The following is a 24,075-nucleotide window of genomic DNA, read 5'->3' as shown; positions in this document are numbered from 1 at the left end:
TTAGATCCCTCGTTTCCGAGAGTATCAATCCCCGCAACGACTAGGACGGTATCATTCGCCGCGGGGCTGCGATTGATACCCTGTATTATTTGCAGTTAGATTTTATTCAGTCTTTCGACCATGTTGCGGAGCCTGCGAATCTCCGCTTCATATTTGTTGATTCGATGAATGGACAGACAGCACATCAAAAATGTAGAGACGCAGCCGCCGACCATCATTCCGATAACAAACCAAAGGATTTCCATTATAATCTCATCCCTTCCGTTGCCGATTCGCTGTGGAGACCGGCGAACTTGATTTCCAAGTCCATCAAAGTATCTTCTGTTGACTTGTCCTGATAGCCGCACAACGCATTGGCGACAAGTTCTTCCAGTGTAAGCGTCTCGGCACGGGTAAGCGGAAGAACAATCATTTTTCCGGGTTCAGCGATGCTGAACGTATAGGGGTTCTGACGGTATTCTTCATACTTTTCACGGGAGAGCTTCTTGTAGAAATTCCCAAAGCCGACACCGTCCAATAGGCTGTTATTGTCCTTCGACAAAGCACACCACTGACGGCAGGCTTCATCGAGGAGACCGTATTTTTCCTGAAACTTTTTCAAACTGACAATCATATAGTCGTCATCCTCTCTGTTGATTTATTTACATTGTATAGGTGTAATTCTCTCCATCCTCCGGCAGAGAAGCGGTTAACCGTGCATCATCGCCAAGCGAGGAAAGGATCTGGTTGAATCTCTCAATATCAGGGCAATCCCTGATAACGTAATCGGCGCAGAGCTGTTCATATTTTGCAGCGACATCGCCGTCTGTGTTGACATTGTCGTTCAGCTGCAGCCAAGCCTTGCCCTTATCCCAATTCACACAAAGCGATGTTGGGAAACCGCCTGTTTGGTCACACTGAAAGTCGGGCGAGGTATAGATATCAATAGCATCGGTGTCCTCGTTAAGATTTTCAAGCTGATGCAGAAATTCGTCATAGGTCATAACGACATGCCCTGCCCTTCATCAAAATCTTCACTTTCCGAGCCGTCGGTGATATTGACATAATCGCCGATAACGCCAAGCGCTTCTTCATAACTGCCCGAACGCATGACCTTTTTAATCATCTCGTCCGCTTCGGTAGACATACCATTCTGCTTGAGGGTATGGGCTGCTTTTCCTGTCAAATGGAAGATGTTCCCATTCTCGCTGATTAATGCACAGTCAGGCTTGACTCTTTCGTTCTCAAAGCCACCGAGATTATTTTCGACAAAATCCGTGAGCCATGTGCCGCCAAACTGACTGTAAGTTCCCAAACGCCACATAGCGAGCTTGCCGGTGTCGAGCTGCACATCGCCTGAGAACGGAAACAGCAGGCAGGTCAACTCATCATGCTGAAACTGATACACATCGGAAAATCTCGTACCGTTCAGCAGAATTTTACTTTCCGTCAGCAGCTCGTTGATGCCGTCAACCCACTCCTGCGGATCGCCGCCGCAGCCCTGAAAAATGATACCCTCAGAGTCGTTCATTCTCCGAAGGTCATCGGTTGTGATATTCTTGATGCTCATAAACGCATCCCTCCTGTCTGATTAAAGTCCTCGCTATCGTACTCTGTGAAATCGGTTGACGCGAATTTTTCAGCGGTCATTTCCTCGCCTGTAAAATTCGGCGAAGAATCTTCATCCAACTGAATGTATCCGTCTGCACCGAGGTCAAGCGGCTGCTGAAGAAGAATGCTGCCGCCGTAATTGACATACACGTTTTTCTCGATAGCGCCGTCACAAAAGTCATCATCACCGACACGTAGGTCGTAACGGTGCAATCCATTCGGAACCTCTGTATCGGAGATACGACTGTCAGAAAACAAAGCGGGCTGACCGACAACCTCAATCAGCTCGAATTTTTCGGCTTCAAAATAGTCTGTCAAGGCAAACAAACTGCCGAATTGTTTGGATACGATGCCATACGGCGTCTGTGTTGCTCCCAAACGCTGAAGCAGCCTGTCCGCGTCAACCTCGGAGCGAATGCCGTCCAGCCAACGGTTATCAAAGTTCGTCGGAGCATGATAGGCAAGATATTTCTTGAAGAAGTCATCGGAATTCTCTGCTTCAAAGTCAAATTCATAGTTATCCATGCACTTGAAAGCAGCAATGGCACCGTCAAGCGTGGAGGTATATCCTCTTTCCATAACAGCTTTGAACATTGTCCGCTTTTCCGCCGTTAGCGACGAATAATCCTCCGCAAGTTTGTTGAGCTTTTCAATATCGCTCATACTGTGAATCATATACTTTTCAATCTGCGGAATACCGCTTTTGAAGTCATAAAAAACACAATCCTGAATCTTATCCGCACCGAGCTGCTCTGCTAATGCATCCATTTGTTCCACGCTTGCAGGTAAATGAAGCCACTGTGCCAAATCTAACACCTCATCGGGGTCGCTTTCGGGAGCGGGTGCGACTAACAGGCTGAACACGGCGCTTTGTTCGGGTGAAGGCGGCGGAAGATGTTCGCCGTCGTACACGTTCTGTGTTTCATAGTACCTTGTCGGAACATAGCACCTGCCGATAAACTCGCCGCCGTCCTGCTCACGGAATGATTTTCCGATTGCTCTGTAATCAAGGTATTCTAAGACCGAATCGGGGATGTTTTCAAAACGCTCGTCAAAGTCATTTTCTACTATGAACTTTCCGAGCTCATAATTATTGCTGACATTGGACGCAACCGGAACCGCATCCAGACCATAGGTCATGTTGATTGCAGAGCGTACCTGCATATATGCGTCACGCGGGAATTCTTCTGTTCTTGCCGCATAAACAGCCGCAAACTTAACGGCGTCCTCATCAGACAAACCGTCAAGACGACGGGCTAAGTAATTCAGCTCATGAAGACTGTCAGTACCGACTGCCAAATAGGATGCGTCAAACAGCTCTGATTCCTCAATTGCCAAGTATCTTCGCGCCGATTTGTTATGAAATCGTGCGCGCCGGACAGCGTCCTCAATCTCCATATCTGTCGCGGGCAAATCCAGCTGGGCGGTATAAAAACCGTTGTGCCTTGGTTTTTCGGTTGATAATTCAATTGTCATTTGAATACTCATAATCACTCACCTCACATACTCATAGTAAATCCTTCGTCATCGTCCTCGCATTCGACATCTTCGTAATTATCATCTTCGGGCGTTTCAGGCATAAAGGTACTGCTGTCATAAAGTGTTTTTCCGCGGTATGATATTTCAGAGATATCCTCTGGAACAAAGCTACTTCCTCTGCCATACGTTTCTTCAAAAACCTGTCTGTCCTTCGGCGACATTTCCCATGTACCGTAATCACTGCTGTTAAAGCGACAAAGCCGGTCAGCGCTGTACTTAAAGCTTAACTCCTCGCCGCCTTTTATGATGGTAACATTCACAGTTTTGGCGCCGCTTTCCCTGACGGCTTCGATGATGGCTCGTTGTTTATGCAGAGGATTATTTTTCTCTGCATAAATCCTGTTGAGCTTTTCTCTGAGGACTTCATTCTTCCGAAGTTCCAACAAAATATCGTCTTGATGATTCATCCAGTAATCTGTAGCTGTTTGTTCAACTGATGCCGTCGGATGACGAAGATACTTCAACATCAACGTGCTGTCCGTTGTATCTGTTGTGAAATCACATTCATAGTGCAAATCCTCCGAAGACTCCTTATCGAGGAACATAACCCGTGCCATGCCATCAGCGAAACACTTTTTGAAATCTTCCAAGTGAACAGTGAAGTGTTCATCCCCGAAAAATGGGCTGCGGAGATTGCCGATATCATCGCCAACAATTTCCTCAATAAATCTACGAACATCTTTATCGAAATCATCGAACAAATTCATCATAGATTTACCGGAGTCAATTTCCGGCAGCTTGCCTCTCAATGAGAACTGTGCGTCATAGATTTGACCGTCCAGTTTGTTGTAAATACCACAGTATTCCAAACGTGTAGGTGTAAGTGCCTGTCCGTTATAATTGTCCTGATGATAGATGTAATCGAAGTCGTCGTCATAAGGAAGACGAACAAACATATCGACCTTGTCACCGTTTTTAATGACGGCAGGCTTGATGATGTCTTTCAGAAACCAATCATATAATTCGCTGTAATCTTTCATTGCTTTTTACCTCCTTCCTTTACATGGATTCTTCGCAAATATCCACGATATGTTCACATAATTGTTCGGGAATTATTGACCGTTCAATGCTGCCCTTCAAGCCTTGTGTGCCGGTCTTTGAACCTCTCGGTGCAGGCGTATGGCACTTGTCGCCGTTGTGACAGCAAGGCTTAAACCTCGGATTGGGATGGTTTGTCCAAATGTCTGTCGGCTTCATCCGTGTGTCGCCGTACTGACAGTAGGTTACCGTGTACCGCGGCAAGCCCTGCATCCACTCCATTTTCCGCATGCCGCCTCTCGGATTTTCAATAAACCAGAAGCGCGGATGGAGCTGCTGAATCAGCTCTAAACAATGCTTGTCCACCTTGTCGCAGAATTTGGCGTAATCACTCACAGGTTCAAGGCTGCCTGTTTCGGGATTTTTTCTTCTGTGATGGCTGATGGCGGCTATGGAAAAGGTCGTGCAGTCGGGACTCATCCAGATAACATCGGGATAGCCGAAGCGGTCAATAATCTCCTGTGCGGTAAGCTCGCCGATATCCTTGTACAAATCAATGTGGTCAAAGCTTTTATTCCATTCCACACTGAACACCTGGTGTCCGCGCTTTTCAAAAGCCTTGCCGATTGAACGGGTACCGGCGAACAACTCCAATACCTTCATAAACACCTAACCACGCGAATCGGTGGTTGGGATTATGGCGTATTTTTCATTGACCGCCCTGATTTTCTCGCCAATAGCAGAAATGACAGGTACAGTCACACTGTTACCTGCCATTTTGTAAAGCCGGGCATCGGACAAGCCCATGTTCTGTGCCTTGTAGAACTGCTCATCGGTAAAGCCCTGCAACCGCCAGCATTCAATCGGCATCAAGGTGCGGACTCTGCCCTCATGCACCACGCCATGCCTGTCGGTGGCTGTGATAGTGAACATCGGCTCGTCCGGCTCTTTCACACGCCTGCCGTTCTGACGGACGGTTTCCTTCTGCGGTGAGATAATCGCTCTCGGCTTGTCCTCAATCAAAACGCCGGAATTAACGCCCTTGTGATTGGTAACGCCGGCGTTGTGTCTGGCAATAATCGTCCGCGAAATGTCTGTGATTTTCGGATCGGGATTCATATCAATGAAATACAGACCTGTTTTAGCTCCATTACCGCCTGCACCGGCACATTGTGTACAAGCTATGCCGTCGGGGTCATAGACGCGCTGTCCTTGGCTGCCGCCGATAATCTGCCTGAGATTTTTCGCATCGCGGCTTGCGAGAGGAAATATTTCTCCGGCACATCGTCCATCAAGATATCCGACAATGTACAGCCGTTTTCGCTGTTGTGGAACGTAATATCGGCTGTCAAGCACGCACCATTCAAAATGATACCCCACTTCAACAAGCGCGGAGAAGATGGTTTCAAGTGTCCTGCCCCCGTCATGCGATAACAGTCCGACGACGTTTTCCAAAAGAAAGAATGCAGGCCGTTTCGCTTTAAGCAATCGGGCAACCTCAAAGAAGAGAGTGCCTCGGGTATCCTCGAAGCCGAGCCGTTTTCCCGCAACGCTGAAGCTTTGACAAGGAAATCCCGCGCAGACAAGGTCGAAGTCGGGCATTTCGACGGGATTAATTTTTCTTGCATCATCACAGTAATATTCACCTCTCGTATCAAAAATTGCATTGTATGCCTTATTCGGGTAAGGGTCGATTTCGCAGTGACCGATGCACTCAAAACCTCCGACTGCTTCCAAGCCGCTGCGAAAACCGCCGATGCCCGCAAACATATCAAAGAATCGGATTGCCATAGGGCATCCGACCTGATTAAGAATAGTCCTCCTTTACATACTCATTTCGTATTCTTCGTCCTCGGATTCGTCGTCGATGTAGTCATCGTCCTCCGATTCTTCATCTTCGAATTCATCCTCGTCGCCGGAATCCTCATTAATTTCTTCCTCATCAGATTCTTCATCGTCGTATTCATCCTCGTCGGCTTCATCGTCGAAACCGTCCTCAAAATCGTCCTCTGTGCCGTTTTCTTCGAGGTCGGGTTCCTCGTCGTCCGGCTCGTTTTCGTCGTCAAAAACGGCGTTCTCGCCCTCACGAGTGCTCTGTTCGCGGTCAAGCTCGCGCTCGATGAGTCCGAGCAGGAACTGTTTCTGCGTCATATGGTTGCGGTTCAGATAGTCCTTGATGCGCTGAAACAGCTCCTCGGGCACCTGAAAAGCAACGGTTCTTGTGTTTGCCATGTTATCTCCTTCTTTCTCTGTAATTTTGGGGTGAAGCTCGTTGTCCAAGGCAGAAGCAACAAACTCTGACATTGTCATTCCGTGTTCACGGATAAAGGCACTCACTTCGGCGTGAAGCGCCGCATCTACCTTTACGGTAATGCCTTTCTTTGCGCCGTCAGGCATTTTTAATCATCCTTTCCAAATAGTTTTTAATAGCCGAATCTACAACTTCCTCAATCGAAAGCCCTGTTTCAGCTGCACTGCGAAGAAGCGGCTCAACATACTCCTGTGGGATTTCAATGTAATGCTCCATAAAAACCTCACATCTGCATTGTCGGAGCTTCGCTCTCGTCAGAACTCTGTTCTTCCGCCAATTCCTCTGCTGTCAGTGTGCGGAAGGTATCCTCGCCGGGTACTACGCCAAGGCTTCTGCCATTGTCGAAATCGCAATGCAGTGTGCCGATGTCATCAACAAATGCAACCGTACCCTTGGTGTTCGGCGCAACCGGGTTCGGATCGGCGCCCATGTGCAAAAGCATGATTCTCGTTCCGGCAGGATAGTTTTCTTTCATTCTCTGTGCCTGTCTGCTCAGGCGATCCCATTTTGTCATTCTGTTACCTCCATTGTGTTTTGAATCCTCTTTCTTTTTCTGCGCCAAAAGTGAATTTTCAAGACAATAACGACGATAACTGCAAGTCCGGAGATGACTATCTGTGCCTGATAATTTCGATTATCCACCTGCGGAATCTGTGAAACAATCGCTGGCGAGTCTGCCGTAGCCGGTTCAAACGGAATGCGTTCCGCGTGAACCAACAGGCGTTGGCTGTTGATGCCGTAAGGCGTGCAGGTAACAAGCGTCAGCATGTCCTTTCCTTTGATAATCTCCAACTTGCTCGAATCGTCCGGCTCAACTACGTCAGTGCCGGTTACGGCATATTTCAGCGTTCTGTTCAGAACATTGATTGTAATTTCATCGCCGTTTTTTAACTCGTCGATGTCATCAAAGAATTTTTGTGTCGGATAGCCGCAGTGTGCCGATATACAGGCGTGTGTATTCTCACCGCCGATTGGAAATGATGTATGCTCCAAATGCGCCGCGCCCTTTTCCAAGATGTCCTCGCTCTCACCGTGATAAATCGGGAGACGGACAGCAATAGAAGGGATTTCTACATATCCCATAACGCCGTCATCGAGATTTAAGATGTTTTCGTAATCAGAAAGCACCGAAACGTCGCTGTTTCCGTCGCTGACATCCTCGGCTAATGCTGTGTTGTACTTTTCTGCAACAGAAAAATAACGATTGATTTCATTCTGTGAGATGGCGTCCACATTATCGGTATACTCGTCAATCCTGCTCTCATTAAACTGTTCATTGACAATGTTGCTGACAGCCGGATAGAGAAAGCAAACCGCTCCGAACAGAATCAGCACAACGGTCAGAATCATAAAAAGAGATTTTCGTTTTTTCATGTTTCGTCACCCTTGGGGCGACCGCAGCCGCCCCTTCATTCATAAGTGATTATTTATTCTTCTTGCTTCTCTTGACGAGAACAAGCATCACGCTGCCGAGAAGAACAGAACCAGCACCGGCAATGTAGAGATACATGACGTAGCCGCCGGTCTGGGGAACGATGAGCTTGGTATCGGTAACGGTTACCGAAGCGGTGCCGTTCGCAGGTGCGCTCTGTACCCATGTGCCGTTGCTGATAGCAGTGCGGTAGGTAGCGTTGATGGTAACAGGGATTACTTTGCCGTAGACGTTGTAACCGGAGGGCGCCTCAGTTTCTGCGATATAGTAGGTGCCGCTTGCGAGCTTCAGCTCCTTGCCCTGCGCATTGAGGAAAAGAACTGCGCCGTTTGTATCGGATGTACCAGAACCAATCGCATTCTGCTTACTCTCCGCATTGGCACTGGTGGCATAAATACTGAACTTTGCACCGCTCAGTGCAGTGCCGTTCTCATTCTTCTTCATAACATTTACGCCATAGGTGTAGGCATATACGGTGTTGCCGGGGACACTTTCAACGGAAGAGTTGTTGCCGTAGGTCAGCTCAACGTCCTCGTTGGGGTTGCCTGCTGTGCCTTTGACGGCATAATCATTGAGTACAGCTGAGTAGGTGACAATGACATAGCTGACGTTGGAAGCATAGAAGTCGTTCTTAGCGAGATAGGTCTTGTTCAGCGCTACATTGAATTCGGTGTCTTTGCCTGTGCCTTCGCTTGTGACGTTCAGCTTGTAATCGGTGTCTTTGGTGAGGTCTGCAATCTTCGCCTTGCTGCTGTCGGCGAGGTATACCTTAACAGAATCCTTGTTGAAGGTGAGACCTTTGCTCATCTTATCCTTAACGGTGTACTGCTCGAGCTTGTTGGATGTGGAACCGGCAACGGTATTGTACAGGGCGTATTCAACGGTATCGCCGACAGAAACGTCAGTGTAGTTGACATTGTTCTTGGTTGAGTTGGTGATTTCCTTTTTGGTAGTGGCTGTGCCGTCAACGACCTTGTTGGCAAGGTTGATGGCGGAAAGCGTGTAAACCCATGAATTATTCTGGAAGTAAGGCAGTGAAAACACAGAGTTTGTCACAGACTTAACACCGGCGGGATACTTGGTACATTTCACATAATAAATGCCCTGTGCCAGATTGGAATAAGTCTTGGTGGTGCTTGTCGCGGATGTCGTGAAAGTGCCGCAGGAAACCGCACCGGTCGGCATGGCAGTATTGACAGGCGACAGTGTGTCGAGCTTTGACAAGAGATTTTTGTTGTTGCCCGCCTTGACTTCGCTTGCGATGCTGTCAAAAAGCGGCGTATACGCTGTTTCGTTGGCAGTGCCGGATGTAGTGGTGAGGTCGGCAACCCTGAACAGCTCAAAGCTGTAGCCGGGCTTGGTGCAGTTCATTGTGACGGAGACCTTCTTGGATTCATCGAGCAAGGTCGCTGCCGACGCGAAGGGAACCGCGGTGATAATGATGGTGAGAATGATAAAAAGAATAGATGTTGATTTGATAAAATACTTTTTCATTTGAAAAATCCTCCTTGTGCCGGTGGGCACTCTCTCCCGCCTTTGGAAAATATTGTTTTAAGGAAAACTTCTTCAACGGCGGGTATATTTGTTTATTTTTTGTGATTAGATAGGGAAAGCACCCTTATCGGGTGCGTGATTGATAGTTTTTCTTTTTTTGTAGTATGTGAACGCTGCTAACGCGGCGGTAAATGAAAAAAGCCCCACAGCATAGTATAAAACTCTGCCGTTGGAGCCGGTGTTGGGAATGATGATGTTGTTGTCCTTGACGGTAATGGTACGGTTCAGTGTTTCTGTACTGTCGGGCTTTATGCTGAACGGTATCTTTTTGCCGTTTGCCATTTTGCCGTTCGGCGCGGTTTCTTCAATGAGGTAATACTCACCCAAAGGCAAGTTCATAGCGGTTAGTGACGGTATACTTGAAGACAGCGTCAGATTGGAACCGCTCGAGGTGTAGGTGTACAGCCCCTCTGAAATTCGATAAAATCTGACAGCATTGCCGTTGGAATCATAAATAATCCACTGCGCTCCGACAAGAGTTTTGCCGTCGCCGTCGAGCTTTTGTATTACAACCTGTCCGGTTTTCTTGCGGTTAATCATCCTGACCGTCTGAACATCTGTTGTATCCTTGACGGTGAAGGACACATCTTTGCTGAGAGTATATTCCGTCAAGGTCTTTACTTCGTGCAGTTTATATGTCTTTCCGACTTCGAGCTTACCGGTTATTTCGTATGGTTTGCCGTCAGTTGTCCATGTCGGTATGATGATATTTCCCGAACTGTCGAGCACTTGAAGCTGAACACCTGCGAGGGGATTGCTCTTTTCGTCTACCTTGATAACCTGAATCCTCGTGGGCAGCTTTTTGTCGGTGACGGCTAACACATAAGCAATCTCGCCATCTTCTTTTGCCTCAATCGTAACGGGATAAACCGTATCGGACAGCTCATAAGACGCGGGCGTTTCAATCTCCTTATCTAACCGAAAATGAGCAACAAGATTTGTTTGAAGCTGTCGAGTTGGAGGACAAAACGCCTTCGCTCTCACAAGCAATCCAAATGAAGAAGCTCTCTCAGGCAGGTAAACTTGACAGCGAAACCATATCAAAAATCATATCCGAGGAAAAACCGAATCAGCGTGAGAAAATCAGCTTTCAGCTCGATGAACTGAGCAAGTATTTCCCGAAGAAATTCACGCCACAGGATATTTACAAGCGCTTACTCAAATTAGCGCAGGACGATCATAGGCGCAGGCAGCGCAACAGGGAGGAACGATAATGAGCATTATACAATCACTTTACGGCGAAGAACACGAATACAAAGTCAACGGCGCTACCTACATTGTGTCGGCGGCGTTCAAGCATACAGGACGGAAAGAGGACAACACCTCTTTTCCAACCTGTGTAAAAAGAATCTTCACAAGTAATTTCGCACATTTGATAGTCACCGAGGAAAATGATACTATGGCAGAAGAAAATGTGTGTTCGGCTGTCGGAAAGGAGGACAACATTGCAGTCGAAAAAGAAACAGGATAAGGCTGGCATCACCGCCTTGTACTGCCGCCTGTCCCGTGATGACGGCGTAGAAGGTGACAGTAACTCGGTCGCCAATCAAAAGAAGTTACTAAAACGCTTTGCAAAGGAAAACGGGCTTTCCAATACTCGATTCTACGTTGACGACGGCTATACAGGTACAAATTTTGAGCGTCCTGGCTTTCAAAAGATGATTGAGGACATTGATCTCGGATATATCTCTACGGTTATAGTTAAAGACCTTTCCCGTCTTGGCAGGCGGTATGATATGGTCGGATACTATATGGATACCTATTTCCCTGACAGAGATGTCAGGTTCATCGCCGTTAATGACAATATAGACAGCGATGAAGGCGAAAGTGAGATTGCACCGTTCAAGAATGTGTTGAACGAGTTTTACGCAAGGGACATCAGTAAGAAGTGCCGATCGTCCTATCGTATTCGTGGCAGCACAGGCGAGCCGTTAGCTCCGCCGCCATATGGATATATCAAATCTCCCGATAATCCTAAGAAGTGGGTTATTGATCCCGAAGCGACACAGGTCGTTCGTGACATCTTCAAAATGGCGCTTGAAGGCAAGAGCAATGAAACGATTGCCCGTATCTTGCAGGAGCGCAAGGTGCTGATTCCTATGGCGTATTGGCAAGAAAAGGGTATCCGAAAAGGCGGTAAGGTTACACAGCCTAACAAATACAAGTGGTGCAAAACAACTATCACCAAAATCCTTACCCAGCAAGAGTATTGCGGCGATATCATCAACTTCAAGACTTATTCCAAATCATACAAGAATAAGAAACGCTACGATAATCCTAAAGAAAACTGGGTGATTTTCAAGGACGTTCACGAGCCGATTATCAATCGTGATGATTTTGAGTTGGTGCAGGCACTTGTCGTAAAGACAAAGCGCCGTGCTCCGAAAAAGGAAAACGGCGAAAAGAATATGTTTTGTGATTTTCTCTACTGTGCCGATTGCGGCAGCAAGCTATGGTATCACACGAATACTACTAACAAGGAAATCCATTTCTTTAGCTGTTCAAACTACAAAAAGGATACCCGCGGCAATTGTGAAACACGGCACTATATCCGAGCTGATGCCATTGAGCAGGTAGTGATGTTAGAACTCCGTCGTTTAGCAAAGTATCTGGAATTTCACGAGGAAGAATTTGCAAAGCTCCTCGCTGAGAAAACCAACGCCGATATGTTGGCGGAGCAGAAAACCTTAGAAACCGAGCTGAACCGGGCAACTGCCCGAAACGAAATGCTCACTTCACTTTTCGCCAAAACCTACGAGGACAATGTTTCCGGCAAGCTAAGCGATGAGATGTATATGGAGCTTTCGCACAAATATGAGGTTGAACGCCTTGAACTGAAAACAAAGATTTTTGAGCACAAGGAACGCCTTGCCAAAATCAGCGAAATGGAGCAAAACAAGGACGATTTCCTTAAAGCTGTCAGAAAGTTTATGGAGATGGATTCTCTGACAGCACCAATGCTCCGTGAGCTTATCGACCACATTGATGTGTACGAAAAAGAAGGCGGCAAAAAGAACTACACTCAACGCATTGTGATCTATTATCGTTTTGTCGGCTACTTGGAGCTGCCGACAACAGAGGACGAAAACTACAAAGCCAACACCCGAAAAGGCGTAGACGTGGAGTATATCCCCACAGCTAAATCCGCATAAGAGAAAAGGTGAGCAGGCACAAAAACCTGCTCACCGCATACAAACCGGATGAAATTGAATAAAAAATGAGTGTCCATAACATAAATCCGTTATGAACACTCATACTGGTGCGGGTAACAGGACTTGAACCTGCACGGAGTATTCCGCAAGAACCTAAATCTTGTGCGTCTGCCAGTTCCGCCATACCCGCGAATCTATAAAAATCAGGTCGCAAAACCCGATATTTATCACATATTCAATTTTTCCACCGAGGTATCGTTACCTAAATCTGGCGTGTCTGCCAATTCCACCACAGGCGCGTTTTATAAAAATCAGGTCGCAAAACCCGATATTTATCTGTTATTTAATTGTTACACCGAGGTGACGTTACCTAAATCTAGCGTGTCTGCCAGTTCCACCACAGGCGCGTTTTATAAAAATCAGGTCGCAAAACCCGATATTTATCAGTTATTTAATTGTTACACCGAGGTGACGTTACCTAAATCTAGCGTGGTGTGTCCCGCTTGAAATATAGTCGTACCGCGTCGCGCTAAAGCGCTTCCTTGTACTCCTTATTTCAAACCTCGCTCTTGCTCGCTTTATCCGCCGCAGGCGGCGCTCGCAACGCGACCAGTTCCACCACAGGCGCTTATGTAAATTGAAAGTTGAAAATGGAAAATGGAAAATTATGTTTTACTTGACTTTAATATTGTGGTTAAGATTTTCTCAATTTCAACACAATCTGCTAAAATAATTTTTGTTTCAATGTCGGATAAATAATCAGTTGCGTTAAGTAATCTCAGCCAATACTTGGTTTCAGTTGTTTCCTTTAATGCGATAGAAATTTTAGAAATGAAATCAGCTTTACTTTGTGCCTGTTGCGTTTCGGCAACATTTGCACCAATACTTGTACCGGAACGCAAGAGTTGCTTTTAAAGCACAAATTCTTTTTGCTTATCACAAAGATACTTATTTCCATTATTTTTCCACCGAGGTGACGTTACCTAAATCCGGGGCGGTGCGCTCACCGCTCTGCAATTATTCAGCAAAGCTATTATATTCTAAAAACGTGAAAAAGTCAATATTATTTCTTATTATACGTGTGGACGTCGAGCTGGTTGTAGGGGATTTTTATTCCTGCCTCGTCAAGTCCCTTCTGGATTTCTCTCATAACCGCGCGCTTGGTGTCGGGGCGGTTAATCGGCTTGCAGAAAAACCTCACCCTGTACCTGATTGCCGAGTCGTCAAAGCCCTGAGTTCCCTTGAACACACTGTCCTCGACGGTGTCGATTTTCTTAATTCTCTCGCAAACCTCGGTAAGCGTTTCATAAATTTTCTTAACGTCCTCGTCGTAGGAGAGCGGAACATCGACGTCGTTCATATTCGAGAGCTTCGCGATTTGGGAAATGTTCCTGTTCGAAACCGATAAGATTGAGTTATCGTCGATAAGCTGGATTTTGGTTGTGCGCAGATTAAAATGTACAACAATACCGTCCTTATTTTCGTAGCAAACCGCGTCGCCTACCTTGAAGTAGTTGTCGAGCAGGATAATCATACCCATAAAAACGTCCTTGAGCGAATCCTGAAACGCAAAGCCGAGCACCGCGATAAGCAGTCCGAACAGCGTTGCGAAGGTTCCGACGTTCACGCCCAAAATCTGCAAAATGACAATCGCCGCGGCAAGCACAACGGCTATGCGGATGACGTTCACCACAAAATTGAGCAGTGAAAGCTTGTCGCCGTCGTTTTCGAGCGTGAGGTTCTTTCTGATTTTCCGTGTTGCGATTTTAATGCCGATAAACACCAGCACCGTCACGGCAATCACCACGCCGCAGACAATAAGCTTAGGCACGGTCATATATTTTATAATATCGTTGAGTACGTTTGTTCCTTTTGTCAAATCCATAAGTTAAGCCTCCATACGCTTTCCTCTGTAATACAACATAGCGAATACCCCGAAAACATACGTCGCGGAAATCGCTATATTCACGTACATATTCTCCCTGAATATCAGCATAAGCGCGGCAAAGCTAATCATCATTCCCGTCAGCACAAGGGCAAATTTGCGGTTAAAGCCGCAGCGCTTTTTCGCGTAAAATCCAAGCAGGAACATAAACGTGAAGCACAGCACAAACGAGCCTGTCAAAAACAGAGTTTTCGGGAAATTAGCGACCTCCTCATCGCGCATAAATTCAAGCGCTACCGAGATATTGTTCAGCGCAAAAATCAAGAATACGTGAATAAGCATATACAGCGTGCCGTTGGTGGTTTTATCGCGGTCGATAATTCTGTTGTACAGAACGCCGTAGCTGAGCAGCAGCCCTACCACTATGAGGAACGCCATCAGCGAAAAATACAGGCTGTTCGGGGTGATTTTTCCGTCGAAGTACGACGAAATAACAATTATCATCTCGCCAAAGGTAAACACGATATACAGCATAGCGCGTTCGCTGAGGTGTCCGAAATCCACCGGAACGAGCATATTTGTCCTGCCCGAAAGCGCCGTGGCGGCAATACCGAAAATTACCGGAATGTACGTAAGCGAAATGCCCGTAAAGGCGTAAAACACCGTAATCGCGACAACGAGGAGCGCTTCGATAAGGATTATTCCGCCGCGCCTGTAGATTTGCTTTAACTCCCACGGAGCGGCTTTATGATGCCGCGCCTCGATAAAATGCTGCACGGCGATGTTAATCAAAATCAGCGCCCAAGCTATACAAAACCGGTAGCTGTTCTCCGTCCAGTTCGTCGAAATACCCGTGGACATATGGTACAGCAGGTACATATTCGTGAACAAAAAGACGTAATCTCTTACGCTGTTTCTGCCGTAGAGGTTGATGTAAAACGTGCTGAACATCCAAATTTGGATAATCGCGAGCGTGCAGAAAACATACGCCGAAAACGAGCCCAAGGTTGTAAAGCCGTTTTCAAAATTGTGCATAAGCGCGTTGTTTCTGCCGACTATGTAAACAAAAATCAGGTCGTATACCAGCTCGAGGTACTCAACCTTTTTCTCCTCTTTTCCGAAAAGCGTCATTCTATCACCCAATCAACATATCGTTACAATTATAATACCAAAATTTGAGACTTTTGTCCATACGGCAAATTAAAGGATGACTATCCGCACAAACGGAAAGTCATCCTTATTTTTAATCTTTAAACAGCTTTGCGGTAAGAACCGCCGCGGCAGCTACTCCCGAAACAGCGAGCAGTCCGCCTGCAAGCAGCTTGCGCACATACGGAACGTTGTAATCAAGCCCCGCGTAGGAAGGATTTATCATCCGCTTAAGCAGCGGAGAAAGCATCTTGCGCTGCTTGTGCAAAACGTCATTTGACATATGCGGTTTATCGGAAATAACCAGCGAGGCGCGGTCATTTACGTCGTACGGCTTCCACTCGATTTCATCTGTGGAGGGATTGCCGATACGCGCAAAGTTCGTCCACATCTGCATAACCGCGTCGGAAATGTCCTCATCGGCGCGTTCGCCTGTGTAAATGGTTTCCTCGAGGTTGCCGAAAACATAGGCAAGCTCAACGGCGTGGCACGCCTTTCGGTCAGGGATAGCGGACGGCACTGTCCAGTAATACATATACGCCTTGCCGCCGTTTTTGGAGTGCTCCTGCGCCTGATAAATCGCAGGCAGGCGGAACATCATCTCGTTGTAAAACTCTGAAACACGCCAAATATTCGGGCCTTCCAGGCTGTCGATAAACTTCTTTACGCGCCTTTTTCCCACGTAGCTCAGCGATTTCAAGTCGTTTTCGAATTTTACGGAGCTCGTAAAGCGGTAAAGCATCATTCCGCCGATTTCACCGATCCAGTAATTCATTTCGTCCGAATTTGTGCCTATCATAATATCCACGCCGGCGGACTCGCCGTTTTCGTACGGAAGATATGGATCGAGCGGAATAAGCTTGCCGTCGCGCTGCGGAAAGTTGTTGATATCGTTAACCGACTCGTTGACAAGCTTAAGCTCGGCCTCGGTCAGCGCCATCAAATCCTGCATAGATTCGGCACCTGCCGTCTTAAGCAGTTTTTCGGTGACAGTTTGGCACTGTTCCTTTGAGAAGGTCAGGGCAACCGAGCCGCTCTCGGCAATTACGCGCTTGAACAAGCCCTTTGCCTGCGGAATAATTGGGAGCAGCGAAACGCTTCCGCCGCCTGCCGACTCACCGAAAACCGTCACGTTTTCGGTATTGCCGCCGAACGCCCCTATATTCTTTTGAACCCAGCGCAGCGCCTCAATCTGGTCGAGCAGACCGAGGTTGGGCGAATCGGGAAAGTCCTCCCCTCCCTTTACGATGCTGAAATCCACAAAGCCCATCATACCTACGCGGTAGCCGACAGTCACCAGAATAATATCGCTCTGCTTGCCGACAAAGTTCGCGCCGTCGTAAATCGGATCCGCCGTTCCTCCCCAGCCGTAGGAGCCGCCGTGGAAAAACACCATTACGGGCTTATCCGCGGTTTTATCGGTTTCGTTCAGCCAGATATTGAGGTAAAGGCAGTCCTCGCCCTGCGGATAATAGGAAGCCTGCTCACTCGGCCATTCGGTTTGAATAGGAGATTTTCCGTTGTAGTACGCCTCAAAAACTCCGTCGCAGTCATCGACCGGCTGCGGAGCCTTCCAGCGCAAATTGCCTACGGGCGGCTTGGCAAAAGGTATGCCCTTGTACACAAGAGCCTTGCCTGCTCTGCCGCCGATAAAAGTTCCGTTTTTACAGTGAACGGCGAGTGATTCGTCGTACTCTCCTTCTACGGGGCTGTTAACCCCGTAGCGGTGACGAATCACAAGCCTGTCCTCGTTTTTAATTCCTAAATTCATCTTTTCTTTCTGAATATAGCAAAAATAGTTTCAAAGAATCCCTTGTTGCTCTTGTACTTTTCGCGCAGCTCGCCGATTGTAACATCGTTCTGCGAGTTGTGGGTAACAAGTCCCTGTGACACTCTGATGAAGAGGTCTTTGAACTCGTTCATACTCTCCTCCTCGTACAGGCTTGAGGTATAGTCCATCATCATTTCAAGACCGTCGCCGCCGTCGAGGATTTCCATATCGAGGATTGTCTGAGAGGCTGCCTGGTTCTGGCGGATGTCGATTGTCTCGACATTCATACCGTCCATACCGCCCATATCGCGGATATCCTGCTGATAGAGCAGATATGCGGCTTCGCTGCCCGTACCTGCCTGGTTGTTAAGGTCAACATACGGATAGCAGCTGTGCTCAATGCCCCTCTGAACCTGCTCGTGAACGTCAGCGAACAAGTCGCGCAGGGTCATATCCTCCTTAAAGCGGATACCCACCGGAAGCTCGCGGAACAGCAGTCCTACGGAGTTCATCGCGGTCAAATCCTCTCTGCCGTTGTAAATCCAGCAGAGCTTGATGTCGTCTTTTTCGTTATAAATTGAAATCGCCAAAGCGAGAGCGGAGACAAAGAACTCGTTGCGGCTGATGCGGTAACGGCGCTCCATCGCCTTCATCTGAGGCTGCTCGATTCCGAGCGGAGCGAGCACCTCGCCCATCTCGTTCTCGCGCGACTCGTGGTCGGTTTCGGGATAGCTTGACCATTCAACGCCCTCAAAGCGGTTCTCAAAGTACTTCTTGCTCTCCTGATAGAACTCAGTCTCCTGCTCGTCCTCGCGGTTCTGGAGAATCAGGTAATACAGGTCGGGATCGGGCTGCATACCCATAAACGCCTTGCCGACGTTCTGCATAAACAGCTTAAGCGATGTGCCGTCAAACAATGTGTGGTGAACATCAAAGAAGATGTAGCCGTATTTTTCGGTCTCGAACACACGGCAGCGGTGCATACATCCGCCGATAATCTTAAACGGCTGAACAAGGTTATCCTTGATGTTATTAAACTCAAACTCGCTGAGCTTTTCTACGTGGATATCCTGCAGAACATCAGGCGTGTAGCGCTGAACAATGTCGCCGTCCTCGTTGAAATGGAAGGTTGTGAGCAGCGCGGGATGGTTGCGGATAGCGGTGTGCATAGCGTCAGCCATCTTCTGCATATCAAACGTATCCTTGTCCATTCTCATCATTGTAAAGAGGTTGTACATTGTGGACCTCGGAGTGTAGAGCTGATAGTCAACCATATAAAGCTGCTCAACGGTCAGCGGATGGTCGCGCTTCATTGAACGCGCGTTCTTTACCTCGGGAGCCTCGCCGTCGTCATTGGCGTGATTTGCCTCGTACAGCTCAGCGATTTTCTTAGGAGTTCTTCCGCGGAAGATTTCGCTTGAATTAAGTCCGGGCAGCTCGCTCTCGGTAATAAGGTTGATTGAGCCGAGCGAGTCGCCGCCGAGCTCATAGAAATCGTCGTTAATTCCGACCTGATCGAGCTTAAGAACCTTTGCCATAGCGTCGCATAGCTTCTGCTGCGTCTCGTTTTCAGGCGCTACGTAGTCGGTCTTAAAGTCGGAAGCGTCGGGCTTGGGCAGAGCCTTTCTGTCCATTTTTCCGTTCGGCTTGAGCGGAACCTTGTCTATCTTCATATAATAGGCAGGAATCATATAGTACGGCAGGCGCTTTGAAAGCTCCTCGCGCATTTTGTCGCCGTCAACCTCGATGTCGGCGGTGTAGTAGGCGCAAAGATAGCTCTTGCCGTTTTCCTCAAAGCCGCGCGCTGCAGCCCAGTCGATGCCGAGCACCTGCTTAACCGAAGCTTCAATCTCGGCAGGCTCAATGCGGTTGCCGTTAATTTTAATCATATCGCCCGAACGTCCGAGCAGAACATAGTTGCCGTTTTCGTCCATGCGCGCGAGGTCGCCTGTATGGTAAATTCCGTTTTGGAACGCCTTTTCGGTTTCCTCTGGAAGGTGCATATAGCCGCGAACATAGGGGTTTTCAAAGCAGAGCTCACCGATTTCGCCCTCAGCGGCTTCGTTGCCTTCCTCGTTAATCAGGGTAATCGGACATTCGATTTCGGGCTTACCGATAGGACAGGTCTCGTAGGACTTATCAATTTGGAATACGCCAACGGCGAAACCGCTCTCGGAAGCCGCGTAAATATTAATCAAATCAAGGTTCTTGTTGTAAACGTTGTTTGCAGGCTCACTGCCCACAAAGAGCATACGCAAAAACGGTCCTGTTGTGTTGCCGAGCATACGTACATATGACGGGGTAAGGAACGTAATGCTGATGCGCTTTTCAACAAAGAACAGCTTAAGCGCCATTGGGTTTTTGATTGTTGCGTAGCTTACAATAAAGGTCTTGCCGCCGCAAATGCTGAGCGCCTTAAGGATAACGATTACCGACGCTACAAAGTTCATAGGAGCGAGCAGCGCGATTCTGTCGTTGCCGTCGAAGGGATTTTTGCCGTCAACCGCGATTGAGTCAATAGCTCTCTGCAAATTGCCGTACTCGTGCAAAACGCCCTTGGGGTTGCCTGTGGTACCGGAGGTGTAAATTGCGTAAGCCGCGTCGTGCATATCAGGAGAAGCGTAGCCCTTCTTGGGCTCGACATTCATAATCTCCTCCCAGGTTTCGGCGTTAATCTCGAGCTTGCAGCCGCAGTCCTCGCGGATATAGGCGATACGGTCGGGAGCGTATGTGTCCTCAACCAACGCCCAAGCCGCGCCTGTTTTCCAAACGCCGATCATCGCGATAACCGGCATAATTCCGCGCGGCAGGTTGATAAGGACAAAGTCCTCCTTGCCGATGCCCTTGTCGGTCAAAAACGCATATACTCTGCCGCTGAAATCGTCGAGCTGAGCGTATGTGATACCCTTGGGCTGAGCCTCATCAAAGAGAATCGCGGTATTCGGATTTTCTTTGGTGTACTGTTCAAGTAATTCAATAATAGTCATGCGCTCACCTTTTATTCGTTATAATTCAAAATCTCGTCAAAGCCTGTTACTTCAAATACGTCGCATACCTCTTCGTTAACGTTAACAAGCTTCATTGAGCCCTTCTTCATCATAATTTTGTGAAGTGAAAGCAGTACGCGCAGACCTGCGGAAGAAACATAGTTTACCTCGGCAAAGTCGAGAACGAGGTCGTTAACGCCGTCGAGATACGGCTTTACGCCCTGCTCAAACTCAGGTGCTGTTGAGGTGTCAATTCTGCCGCTAACGGCAACTGTCATTGTTGTGCTGTCTGTTGTTCTTTTTAAATCCATTTTAAAAACTCCTTTAATATATTGTTTTTTATTTTCGCAAATTGCAATAGCAAGTTGAAACAAATTTAACGTTTGTAGTAGAATGTCGTGAGTTTCTTGAGAGAGGAGCGTAGCGACGAGTGAGAGAAACTCACGACGGCGCGGCTCAAGCTGCCCTGTATATCCTGTCGAGTTCCTGCTCAAAGAGTTCCTCCGGAGTATGATACCCGAGTATCTTTCTGGGCAGATTGTTGATTTTGTCAGCAAAAAAGAGGATATCATCAGCACTGTAGTCATCTATGCTCTTCCCTTTTGGAATAAATCTGCGAAGCATTTTGTTGTGACATTCATTTGTTCCTTTCTCATAGGAAGAATACGGATGAGTAAAGTACACTGAAATCCCTTTTGATTCAACCTGAGAAAGATTGGCAAACTCAGATCCGTTATCTCCGGTTATGCTCTTGAACACTTCGTTATATTTATCTCCGAATTGCTCAATTAACCCGGATAGAGCTTCGTCTATAGCTTCAGCAGAATGATCTCTTATTTTCAGCCATATTGATTCACGATGCTTACGCTCAACTATTGTCATTACCTGAGATTCACCCTCTGTTTTTCTGCCGATAACGCTGTCAATCTCCCAATGACCGAATTCTTCACGAGTATCAACATCATCAGGTCGCATTTCAATACTGTTGCCGAGATTTCGCTTGTTTTCTCGGATTCGGTTTCCTTTGGTGTTACGCTTTAGCTTTTCAGGTAAATCTATATTTTTGATATTTAGCAAACCTAAATCAACGTAGTTGTACAGCGTTTTCGTGCAAACCATTTGTTTATCAGTATACAGATGATTTGCTTTGGCGTAACCTACGCAAGCATCAAGCGACCAGCCTTCTTCACGGAATTTCTTTTCAACATACTGAAGAAAACCGACCACTTCAAGACAATTGATATTTCTGCGGCTGTTTTTGCGACGTTCAAGGTAAACTTCCTTACCCTTATCTGCTTTATATCTCGCAACCTTACCGTTATACAAATATACAGTACCTCGTTCAACTTCATTTCTGATGGTATTGTATGGTCTGCCAAGGTGTTTGGCGATAGCATAAATTGACCAACCGTCTTTAAGTCGAACCTCTATTTCGTGTCGTTCTTCTGATGTTATGTGTTGAAATTTCTTGTGCTCCGTGTTACAATTGGAATTGTCCATAGTGATGATTCCTTTCGAATTGGTGTGTGGTAACTCAATTCTACTACAGAATCGTCGCTGTGGACTCTTTTATTTTATTGTTTCAACTTCATTTTACAACGCGCGTGTTTTTTATTTTTGCTTATTTAAAAATATCATCCGATTTTTTTTTTGATTTTTAAGATGTTCTGTCCGTTTTTGTACTCGTATTCAACCAGATCCATTGATTTTTTTACAAGGAAGATTCCAAGACCGCCGATTGGTCTTTCCTCAGCGGAAAGGTGGGTATCGGGATTGGATTTTTCAAGCGGATTAAACGGAATTCCGTTGTCGATAAAGGTAATGGTGACCTCGAGCGGATCTTCCTCAACCGAAAAGCGCACCGTCGCCTTGCCGACATCGGGTGAGTAGGCGTAACGCGCGATATTACCGAACAGCTCGTCAATGGCGACGTCAATCTGCCGCCGTGCCTTAACGGGACAGTCGAGCTTTTCGAGCTCCTCGTTGACAAAATCGGTCACAACCTCGATGTTTTCAACAGCCGCGTCAACTGTCAGCTCCTTCATCGGTTTCCTCCTTTCTCTCTCCTGTATAATGCACGCAGAGCATTGTCAAATCGTCAAACTGAACGTGATCCTGAACAAACGCCTTTACGCTGTTCCTTGTGGCTTCAAGCAGTTCTTCGGGAGTACCGTCCTTTTTGCTGTTCAGCGCCTTGAGAAAACGCTCGTAGCCATACTGCTCCTCGTTCTGATTTTCAGCCTCGGGAACGCCGTCGGTGTACAAAAACAGCTTTGAGCCGGGTTCAAGCACCATCTCGCTCTCGCGGAACTTCATTCCCTCCATTCCGCCGATAACAAAGCTGTGCTTGCCCTTGATAAGCTCGAAATCTCCGTCGGGCGTTTTGAGCACCGGGTACTCGTGACCTGCGTTGGCGCTTACAAGCTTTCCGTCGCGCAAGTCCAAAATTCCAAGCCAGACCGTGACGAACATTTCCTCGCGGTTGTTCTCGCAAATCTGATTATTCACCGTGCGCAGAACAGCTCCGGGCGAGCCGCCTGACATAGTGTGGTTTTTGATTAAAATTTTTGACGACATCATAAACAGCGCCGCGGGAATTCCCTTGCCCGCAACGTCCGCCATAACAAGCGCAAGGTGGTCGTTGTCCACCATAAAGAAGTCGTAGAAATCGCCGCCGACCTCCTTGGCAGGGTTCATTGAAGCGTAGAGGTCAAACTCCCCTCTCTCAGGCAAAAACGGGAATTCATTGGGAAGCATATCCGCCTGTATCCGCTTGGCTACTCCAAGCTCGGTTTCGGTGGTGGAAATTTTCTTCTCTCTGTCTGCGAAAAGCACGCCGTATATAAGTACAATCGCCACAAGCATTGCGGCGTATTGTGTGGTAATTGAGGTTGTAAAGCTCGTTAAAAGCTGGTTGACAAGCGGAATAGCGATAAACGAAATCGCCACCATTCTGTCGCGCTTTGAAGCCTGCGACATCAAAAGCTCCAAAATTACAATCAGCAGCGCAAAGCACAGGTAAACCTGGCTTATGTACCATTTGTCGGTGCGCGAGCAAAAGCCGTTTTCGTCAATCGTAAAGTAAAGCGGATAGAAAAAGTTGACCGCGCATAAGAGCAGCGACGGAATAAGCAGCAAATTCAAAATACCGTCGGCGGTTTCCATCAGGCTGTTTTCCATTTTCAGAACGCGGCGGATGTACTGCCAGAAAAGGTACACAAGCACTACGCCGATTACATAGTGCAGGACATACACGACATGGTTTATACCTCTAAGCGGCGCTATTCCCTGAAAAAGCCACGTGGTTTCGTCAAGAAACAGCGAGAACGCGCTGACAGTCAGCAAAATAACGAAAACGCGCGTATGCTCGTTTCGGCTTTTGTAGTTGAGCACACAGCTAAACGACAGCATAACGCTTATTGCCAAGCAAAACAGGTCGGCGCCGATGCTGAAAATCCAGCCGTTTTCCATATTGCCGAAGCCCCTGAGCATAAGCATTACAATGCCTGCAGTCAACAGTGCGCAGGATATCCCGAAGCCTGTGGGAATCATCCAGCTGAAATCAAATGATTTTATTTTTTGTTGTACGCGGCTAACTATATTCACAAGCTCCTCCGTCACAATTCGTAGATATTCAATTTATATTATACCAAAATACACTATAAAATCAAGTACACAACAGAAATTTATGTAATAATTGCATTGACAAATGCCCTGTTATCCTTTA

The 24,075-nt window shown here is 47.3% G+C and carries 26 protein-coding genes and 1 tRNA gene; 3 read left to right on the top strand and 24 right to left on the bottom strand.

What is annotated here, in order from left to right; all coding sequences use genetic code 11:
• Nucleotides 1-95 precede the first annotated feature (95 nt).
• The 14 genes from AB1I50_RS09480 to AB1I50_RS09415 form a co-directional block, all read right to left on the bottom strand.
• Nucleotides 96-245, bottom strand: a complete 150-nt coding sequence (locus AB1I50_RS09480) for a hypothetical protein (RefSeq protein ID WP_316618993.1) — start codon at nucleotides 243-245, stop codon at nucleotides 96-98.
• Nucleotides 245-613 carry a hypothetical protein gene (locus tag AB1I50_RS09475; protein ID WP_407723787.1) on the bottom strand — a complete coding sequence of 123 codons (369 nt, stop codon included), beginning with the start codon at nucleotides 611-613 and terminating at the stop codon, nucleotides 245-247. The genes AB1I50_RS09480 and AB1I50_RS09475 overlap by 1 nt, the downstream gene beginning before the upstream one ends.
• 28 nt (nucleotides 614-641) lie before the next feature.
• Nucleotides 642-983 carry a hypothetical protein gene (locus tag AB1I50_RS09470; RefSeq protein ID WP_407723786.1) on the bottom strand — a complete coding sequence of 114 codons (342 nt, stop codon included), beginning with the start codon at nucleotides 981-983 and terminating at the stop codon, nucleotides 642-644.
• Nucleotides 980-1,549 carry a hypothetical protein gene (locus tag AB1I50_RS09465; RefSeq protein WP_316618990.1) on the bottom strand — a complete coding sequence of 190 codons (570 nt, stop codon included), beginning with the start codon at nucleotides 1,547-1,549 and terminating at the stop codon, nucleotides 980-982. Before AB1I50_RS09465 ends, AB1I50_RS09470 begins: the two co-directional genes overlap by 4 nt.
• The gene (locus AB1I50_RS09460) at nucleotides 1,546-3,078 is read right to left on the bottom strand and encodes an LPD28 domain-containing protein (protein WP_407723785.1); all 1,533 of its coding nucleotides are present in this window, start codon (nucleotides 3,076-3,078) and stop codon (nucleotides 1,546-1,548) included. Before AB1I50_RS09460 ends, AB1I50_RS09465 begins: the two co-directional genes overlap by 4 nt.
• A gap of 11 nt (nucleotides 3,079-3,089) precedes the next feature.
• Complete coding sequence (locus AB1I50_RS09455) at nucleotides 3,090-4,109, bottom strand: hypothetical protein (protein ID WP_407723784.1); 1,020 nt, start codon at nucleotides 4,107-4,109, stop codon at nucleotides 3,090-3,092.
• 19 nt (nucleotides 4,110-4,128) lie between these two features.
• A complete protein-coding gene (locus tag AB1I50_RS09450) occupies nucleotides 4,129-4,770 on the bottom strand; it encodes a DNA cytosine methyltransferase (protein WP_407723783.1) in 642 nt (213 codons plus the stop codon).
• 6 nt (nucleotides 4,771-4,776) lie between these two features.
• Nucleotides 4,777-5,898: a DNA (cytosine-5-)-methyltransferase gene (gene dcm, locus AB1I50_RS09445; protein ID WP_407723782.1), complete on the bottom strand. Its 1,122-nt coding sequence runs from the start codon at nucleotides 5,896-5,898 to the stop codon at nucleotides 4,777-4,779.
• Between the two features lie 33 nt (nucleotides 5,899-5,931).
• Entirely contained in the window at nucleotides 5,932-6,504 is a 573-nt protein-coding gene (locus AB1I50_RS09440) for a hypothetical protein (protein WP_407723781.1), read from the bottom strand.
• A complete protein-coding gene (locus AB1I50_RS09435; RefSeq protein ID WP_407723780.1) occupies nucleotides 6,497-6,634 on the bottom strand; it encodes a CopG family transcriptional regulator in 138 nt (45 codons plus the stop codon). The genes AB1I50_RS09440 and AB1I50_RS09435 overlap by 8 nt, the downstream gene beginning before the upstream one ends.
• A gap of 7 nt (nucleotides 6,635-6,641) precedes the next feature.
• Nucleotides 6,642-6,932, bottom strand: a complete 291-nt coding sequence (locus tag AB1I50_RS09430) for a DUF4314 domain-containing protein (RefSeq protein ID WP_407723779.1) — start codon at nucleotides 6,930-6,932, stop codon at nucleotides 6,642-6,644.
• Complete coding sequence (locus AB1I50_RS09425; RefSeq protein ID WP_407723778.1) at nucleotides 6,929-7,792, bottom strand: class C sortase; 864 nt, start codon at nucleotides 7,790-7,792, stop codon at nucleotides 6,929-6,931. Before AB1I50_RS09425 ends, AB1I50_RS09430 begins: the two co-directional genes overlap by 4 nt.
• Nucleotides 7,793-7,841: 49 nt before the next feature.
• Nucleotides 7,842-9,344: a SpaH/EbpB family LPXTG-anchored major pilin gene (locus AB1I50_RS09420; RefSeq protein WP_407723777.1), complete on the bottom strand. Its 1,503-nt coding sequence runs from the start codon at nucleotides 9,342-9,344 to the stop codon at nucleotides 7,842-7,844.
• 105 nt (nucleotides 9,345-9,449) lie between these two features.
• On the bottom strand, nucleotides 9,450-10,388 hold the full coding sequence (locus tag AB1I50_RS09415; RefSeq protein WP_407725333.1) for an MSCRAMM family protein: 939 nt from the start codon (nucleotides 10,386-10,388) through the stop codon (nucleotides 9,450-9,452).
• Between the two features lie 11 nt (nucleotides 10,389-10,399).
• On the opposite strand from AB1I50_RS09415, the gene AB1I50_RS09410 reads away from it, so the two are divergent.
• The 3 genes from AB1I50_RS09410 to AB1I50_RS09400 are packed head-to-tail and all read left to right on the top strand — an operon-like array spanning nucleotide 10,400 to nucleotide 12,556.
• On the top strand, nucleotides 10,400-10,618 hold the full coding sequence (locus AB1I50_RS09410) for a hypothetical protein (protein ID WP_407723776.1): 219 nt from the start codon (nucleotides 10,400-10,402) through the stop codon (nucleotides 10,616-10,618).
• A complete protein-coding gene (locus tag AB1I50_RS09405; protein ID WP_407723775.1) occupies nucleotides 10,618-10,875 on the top strand; it encodes a hypothetical protein in 258 nt (85 codons plus the stop codon). Before AB1I50_RS09410 ends, AB1I50_RS09405 begins: the two co-directional genes overlap by 1 nt.
• Nucleotides 10,850-12,556 (top strand): recombinase family protein, encoded by a 1,707-nt coding sequence (locus AB1I50_RS09400; protein WP_407723774.1) that lies wholly within the window; start codon nucleotides 10,850-10,852, stop codon nucleotides 12,554-12,556. The genes AB1I50_RS09405 and AB1I50_RS09400 overlap by 26 nt, the downstream gene beginning before the upstream one ends.
• Nucleotides 12,557-12,661: 105 nt before the next feature.
• Here the strand turns inward: AB1I50_RS09400 and AB1I50_RS09395 are convergent.
• The 10 genes from AB1I50_RS09395 to AB1I50_RS09350 form a co-directional block, all read right to left on the bottom strand.
• Nucleotides 12,662-12,746, bottom strand: a tRNA-Leu gene (locus AB1I50_RS09395).
• 475 nt (nucleotides 12,747-13,221) lie between these two features.
• Nucleotides 13,222-13,458, bottom strand: a complete 237-nt coding sequence (locus AB1I50_RS09390) for a four helix bundle protein (RefSeq protein WP_407723773.1) — start codon at nucleotides 13,456-13,458, stop codon at nucleotides 13,222-13,224.
• Nucleotides 13,459-13,619: 161 nt separating this feature from the next.
• Nucleotides 13,620-14,441, bottom strand: coding sequence for a mechanosensitive ion channel family protein (locus tag AB1I50_RS09385; RefSeq protein ID WP_407723772.1), 822 nt, complete (start codon nucleotides 14,439-14,441; stop codon nucleotides 13,620-13,622).
• A 3-nt stretch (nucleotides 14,442-14,444) separates the two neighbouring features.
• Complete coding sequence (locus AB1I50_RS09380; protein ID WP_407723771.1) at nucleotides 14,445-15,572, bottom strand: low temperature requirement protein A; 1,128 nt, start codon at nucleotides 15,570-15,572, stop codon at nucleotides 14,445-14,447.
• Between the two features lie 112 nt (nucleotides 15,573-15,684).
• On the bottom strand, nucleotides 15,685-17,361 hold the full coding sequence (locus AB1I50_RS09375; protein WP_407723770.1) for a carboxylesterase/lipase family protein: 1,677 nt from the start codon (nucleotides 17,359-17,361) through the stop codon (nucleotides 15,685-15,687).
• Nucleotides 17,358-20,348, bottom strand: a complete 2,991-nt coding sequence (locus AB1I50_RS09370) for an AMP-binding protein (protein WP_407723769.1) — start codon at nucleotides 20,346-20,348, stop codon at nucleotides 17,358-17,360. The genes AB1I50_RS09375 and AB1I50_RS09370 overlap by 4 nt, the downstream gene beginning before the upstream one ends.
• Before the next feature lie 11 nt (nucleotides 20,349-20,359).
• Nucleotides 20,360-20,659 (bottom strand): STAS domain-containing protein, encoded by a 300-nt coding sequence (locus AB1I50_RS09365; RefSeq protein ID WP_407723768.1) that lies wholly within the window; start codon nucleotides 20,657-20,659, stop codon nucleotides 20,360-20,362.
• A gap of 145 nt (nucleotides 20,660-20,804) precedes the next feature.
• Nucleotides 20,805-21,848 (bottom strand): IS30 family transposase, encoded by a 1,044-nt coding sequence (locus tag AB1I50_RS09360; RefSeq protein ID WP_407723232.1) that lies wholly within the window; start codon nucleotides 21,846-21,848, stop codon nucleotides 20,805-20,807.
• Between the two features lie 134 nt (nucleotides 21,849-21,982).
• A complete protein-coding gene (locus AB1I50_RS09355) occupies nucleotides 21,983-22,393 on the bottom strand; it encodes an ATP-binding protein (RefSeq protein ID WP_407723767.1) in 411 nt (136 codons plus the stop codon).
• Nucleotides 22,374-23,954, bottom strand: coding sequence for a PP2C family protein-serine/threonine phosphatase (locus tag AB1I50_RS09350; protein WP_407723766.1), 1,581 nt, complete (start codon nucleotides 23,952-23,954; stop codon nucleotides 22,374-22,376). Before AB1I50_RS09350 ends, AB1I50_RS09355 begins: the two co-directional genes overlap by 20 nt.
• Between the last annotated feature and the right edge of the window lie 121 nt (nucleotides 23,955-24,075).

It is taken from the genome of Ruminococcus sp. NATIVEDY161 (assembly GCF_045819895.1).
Classification (GTDB): domain Bacteria; phylum Bacillota; class Clostridia; order Oscillospirales; family Acutalibacteraceae; genus Ruminococcoides.
Note: the sequence above shows the minus strand (reverse complement) of the source record. Positions and strands in the feature narration are given on the sequence as shown.

Excerpts from the sequence above, each read along its gene's own strand:
- AB1I50_RS09460 (WP_407723785.1), bottom strand. The coding sequence starts at position 3,078 with ATGAGTATTCAAATGACAATTGAATTATCAACCGAAAAACCAAGGCAC.
- AB1I50_RS09370 (WP_407723769.1), bottom strand. The coding sequence starts at position 20,348 with ATGACTATTATTGAATTACTTGAACAGTACACCAAAGAAAATCCGAAT.
- AB1I50_RS09430 (WP_407723779.1), bottom strand. The coding sequence starts at position 6,932 with ATGACAAAATGGGATCGCCTGAGCAGACAGGCACAGAGAATGAAAGAA.
- AB1I50_RS09435 (WP_407723780.1), bottom strand. The coding sequence starts at position 6,634 with ATGGAGCATTACATTGAAATCCCACAGGAGTATGTTGAGCCGCTTCTT.
- AB1I50_RS09355 (WP_407723767.1), bottom strand. The coding sequence starts at position 22,393 with ATGAAGGAGCTGACAGTTGACGCGGCTGTTGAAAACATCGAGGTTGTG.
- AB1I50_RS09405 (WP_407723775.1), top strand. The coding sequence starts at position 10,618 with ATGAGCATTATACAATCACTTTACGGCGAAGAACACGAATACAAAGTC.
- AB1I50_RS09385 (WP_407723772.1), bottom strand. The coding sequence starts at position 14,441 with ATGGATTTGACAAAAGGAACAAACGTACTCAACGATATTATAAAATAT.
- AB1I50_RS09375 (WP_407723770.1), bottom strand. The coding sequence starts at position 17,361 with ATGAATTTAGGAATTAAAAACGAGGACAGGCTTGTGATTCGTCACCGC.
- AB1I50_RS09450 (WP_407723783.1), bottom strand. The coding sequence starts at position 4,770 with ATGAAGGTATTGGAGTTGTTCGCCGGTACCCGTTCAATCGGCAAGGCT.
- dcm (WP_407723782.1), bottom strand. The coding sequence starts at position 5,898 with ATGGCAATCCGATTCTTTGATATGTTTGCGGGCATCGGCGGTTTTCGC.
- AB1I50_RS09440 (WP_407723781.1), bottom strand. The coding sequence starts at position 6,504 with ATGCCTGACGGCGCAAAGAAAGGCATTACCGTAAAGGTAGATGCGGCG.
- AB1I50_RS09470 (WP_407723786.1), bottom strand. The coding sequence starts at position 983 with ATGACCTATGACGAATTTCTGCATCAGCTTGAAAATCTTAACGAGGAC.
- AB1I50_RS09420 (WP_407723777.1), bottom strand. The coding sequence starts at position 9,344 with ATGAAAAAGTATTTTATCAAATCAACATCTATTCTTTTTATCATTCTC.
- AB1I50_RS09360 (WP_407723232.1), bottom strand. The coding sequence starts at position 21,848 with ATGGACAATTCCAATTGTAACACGGAGCACAAGAAATTTCAACACATA.
- AB1I50_RS09425 (WP_407723778.1), bottom strand. The coding sequence starts at position 7,792 with ATGAAAAAACGAAAATCTCTTTTTATGATTCTGACCGTTGTGCTGATT.
- AB1I50_RS09410 (WP_407723776.1), top strand. The coding sequence starts at position 10,400 with ATGAAGAAGCTCTCTCAGGCAGGTAAACTTGACAGCGAAACCATATCA.
- AB1I50_RS09480 (WP_316618993.1), bottom strand. The coding sequence starts at position 245 with ATGGAAATCCTTTGGTTTGTTATCGGAATGATGGTCGGCGGCTGCGTC.
- AB1I50_RS09465 (WP_316618990.1), bottom strand. The coding sequence starts at position 1,549 with ATGAGCATCAAGAATATCACAACCGATGACCTTCGGAGAATGAACGAC.
- AB1I50_RS09455 (WP_407723784.1), bottom strand. The coding sequence starts at position 4,109 with ATGAAAGATTACAGCGAATTATATGATTGGTTTCTGAAAGACATCATC.
- AB1I50_RS09365 (WP_407723768.1), bottom strand. The coding sequence starts at position 20,659 with ATGGATTTAAAAAGAACAACAGACAGCACAACAATGACAGTTGCCGTT.
- AB1I50_RS09380 (WP_407723771.1), bottom strand. The coding sequence starts at position 15,572 with ATGACGCTTTTCGGAAAAGAGGAGAAAAAGGTTGAGTACCTCGAGCTG.
- AB1I50_RS09475 (WP_407723787.1), bottom strand. The coding sequence starts at position 613 with ATGATTGTCAGTTTGAAAAAGTTTCAGGAAAAATACGGTCTCCTCGAT.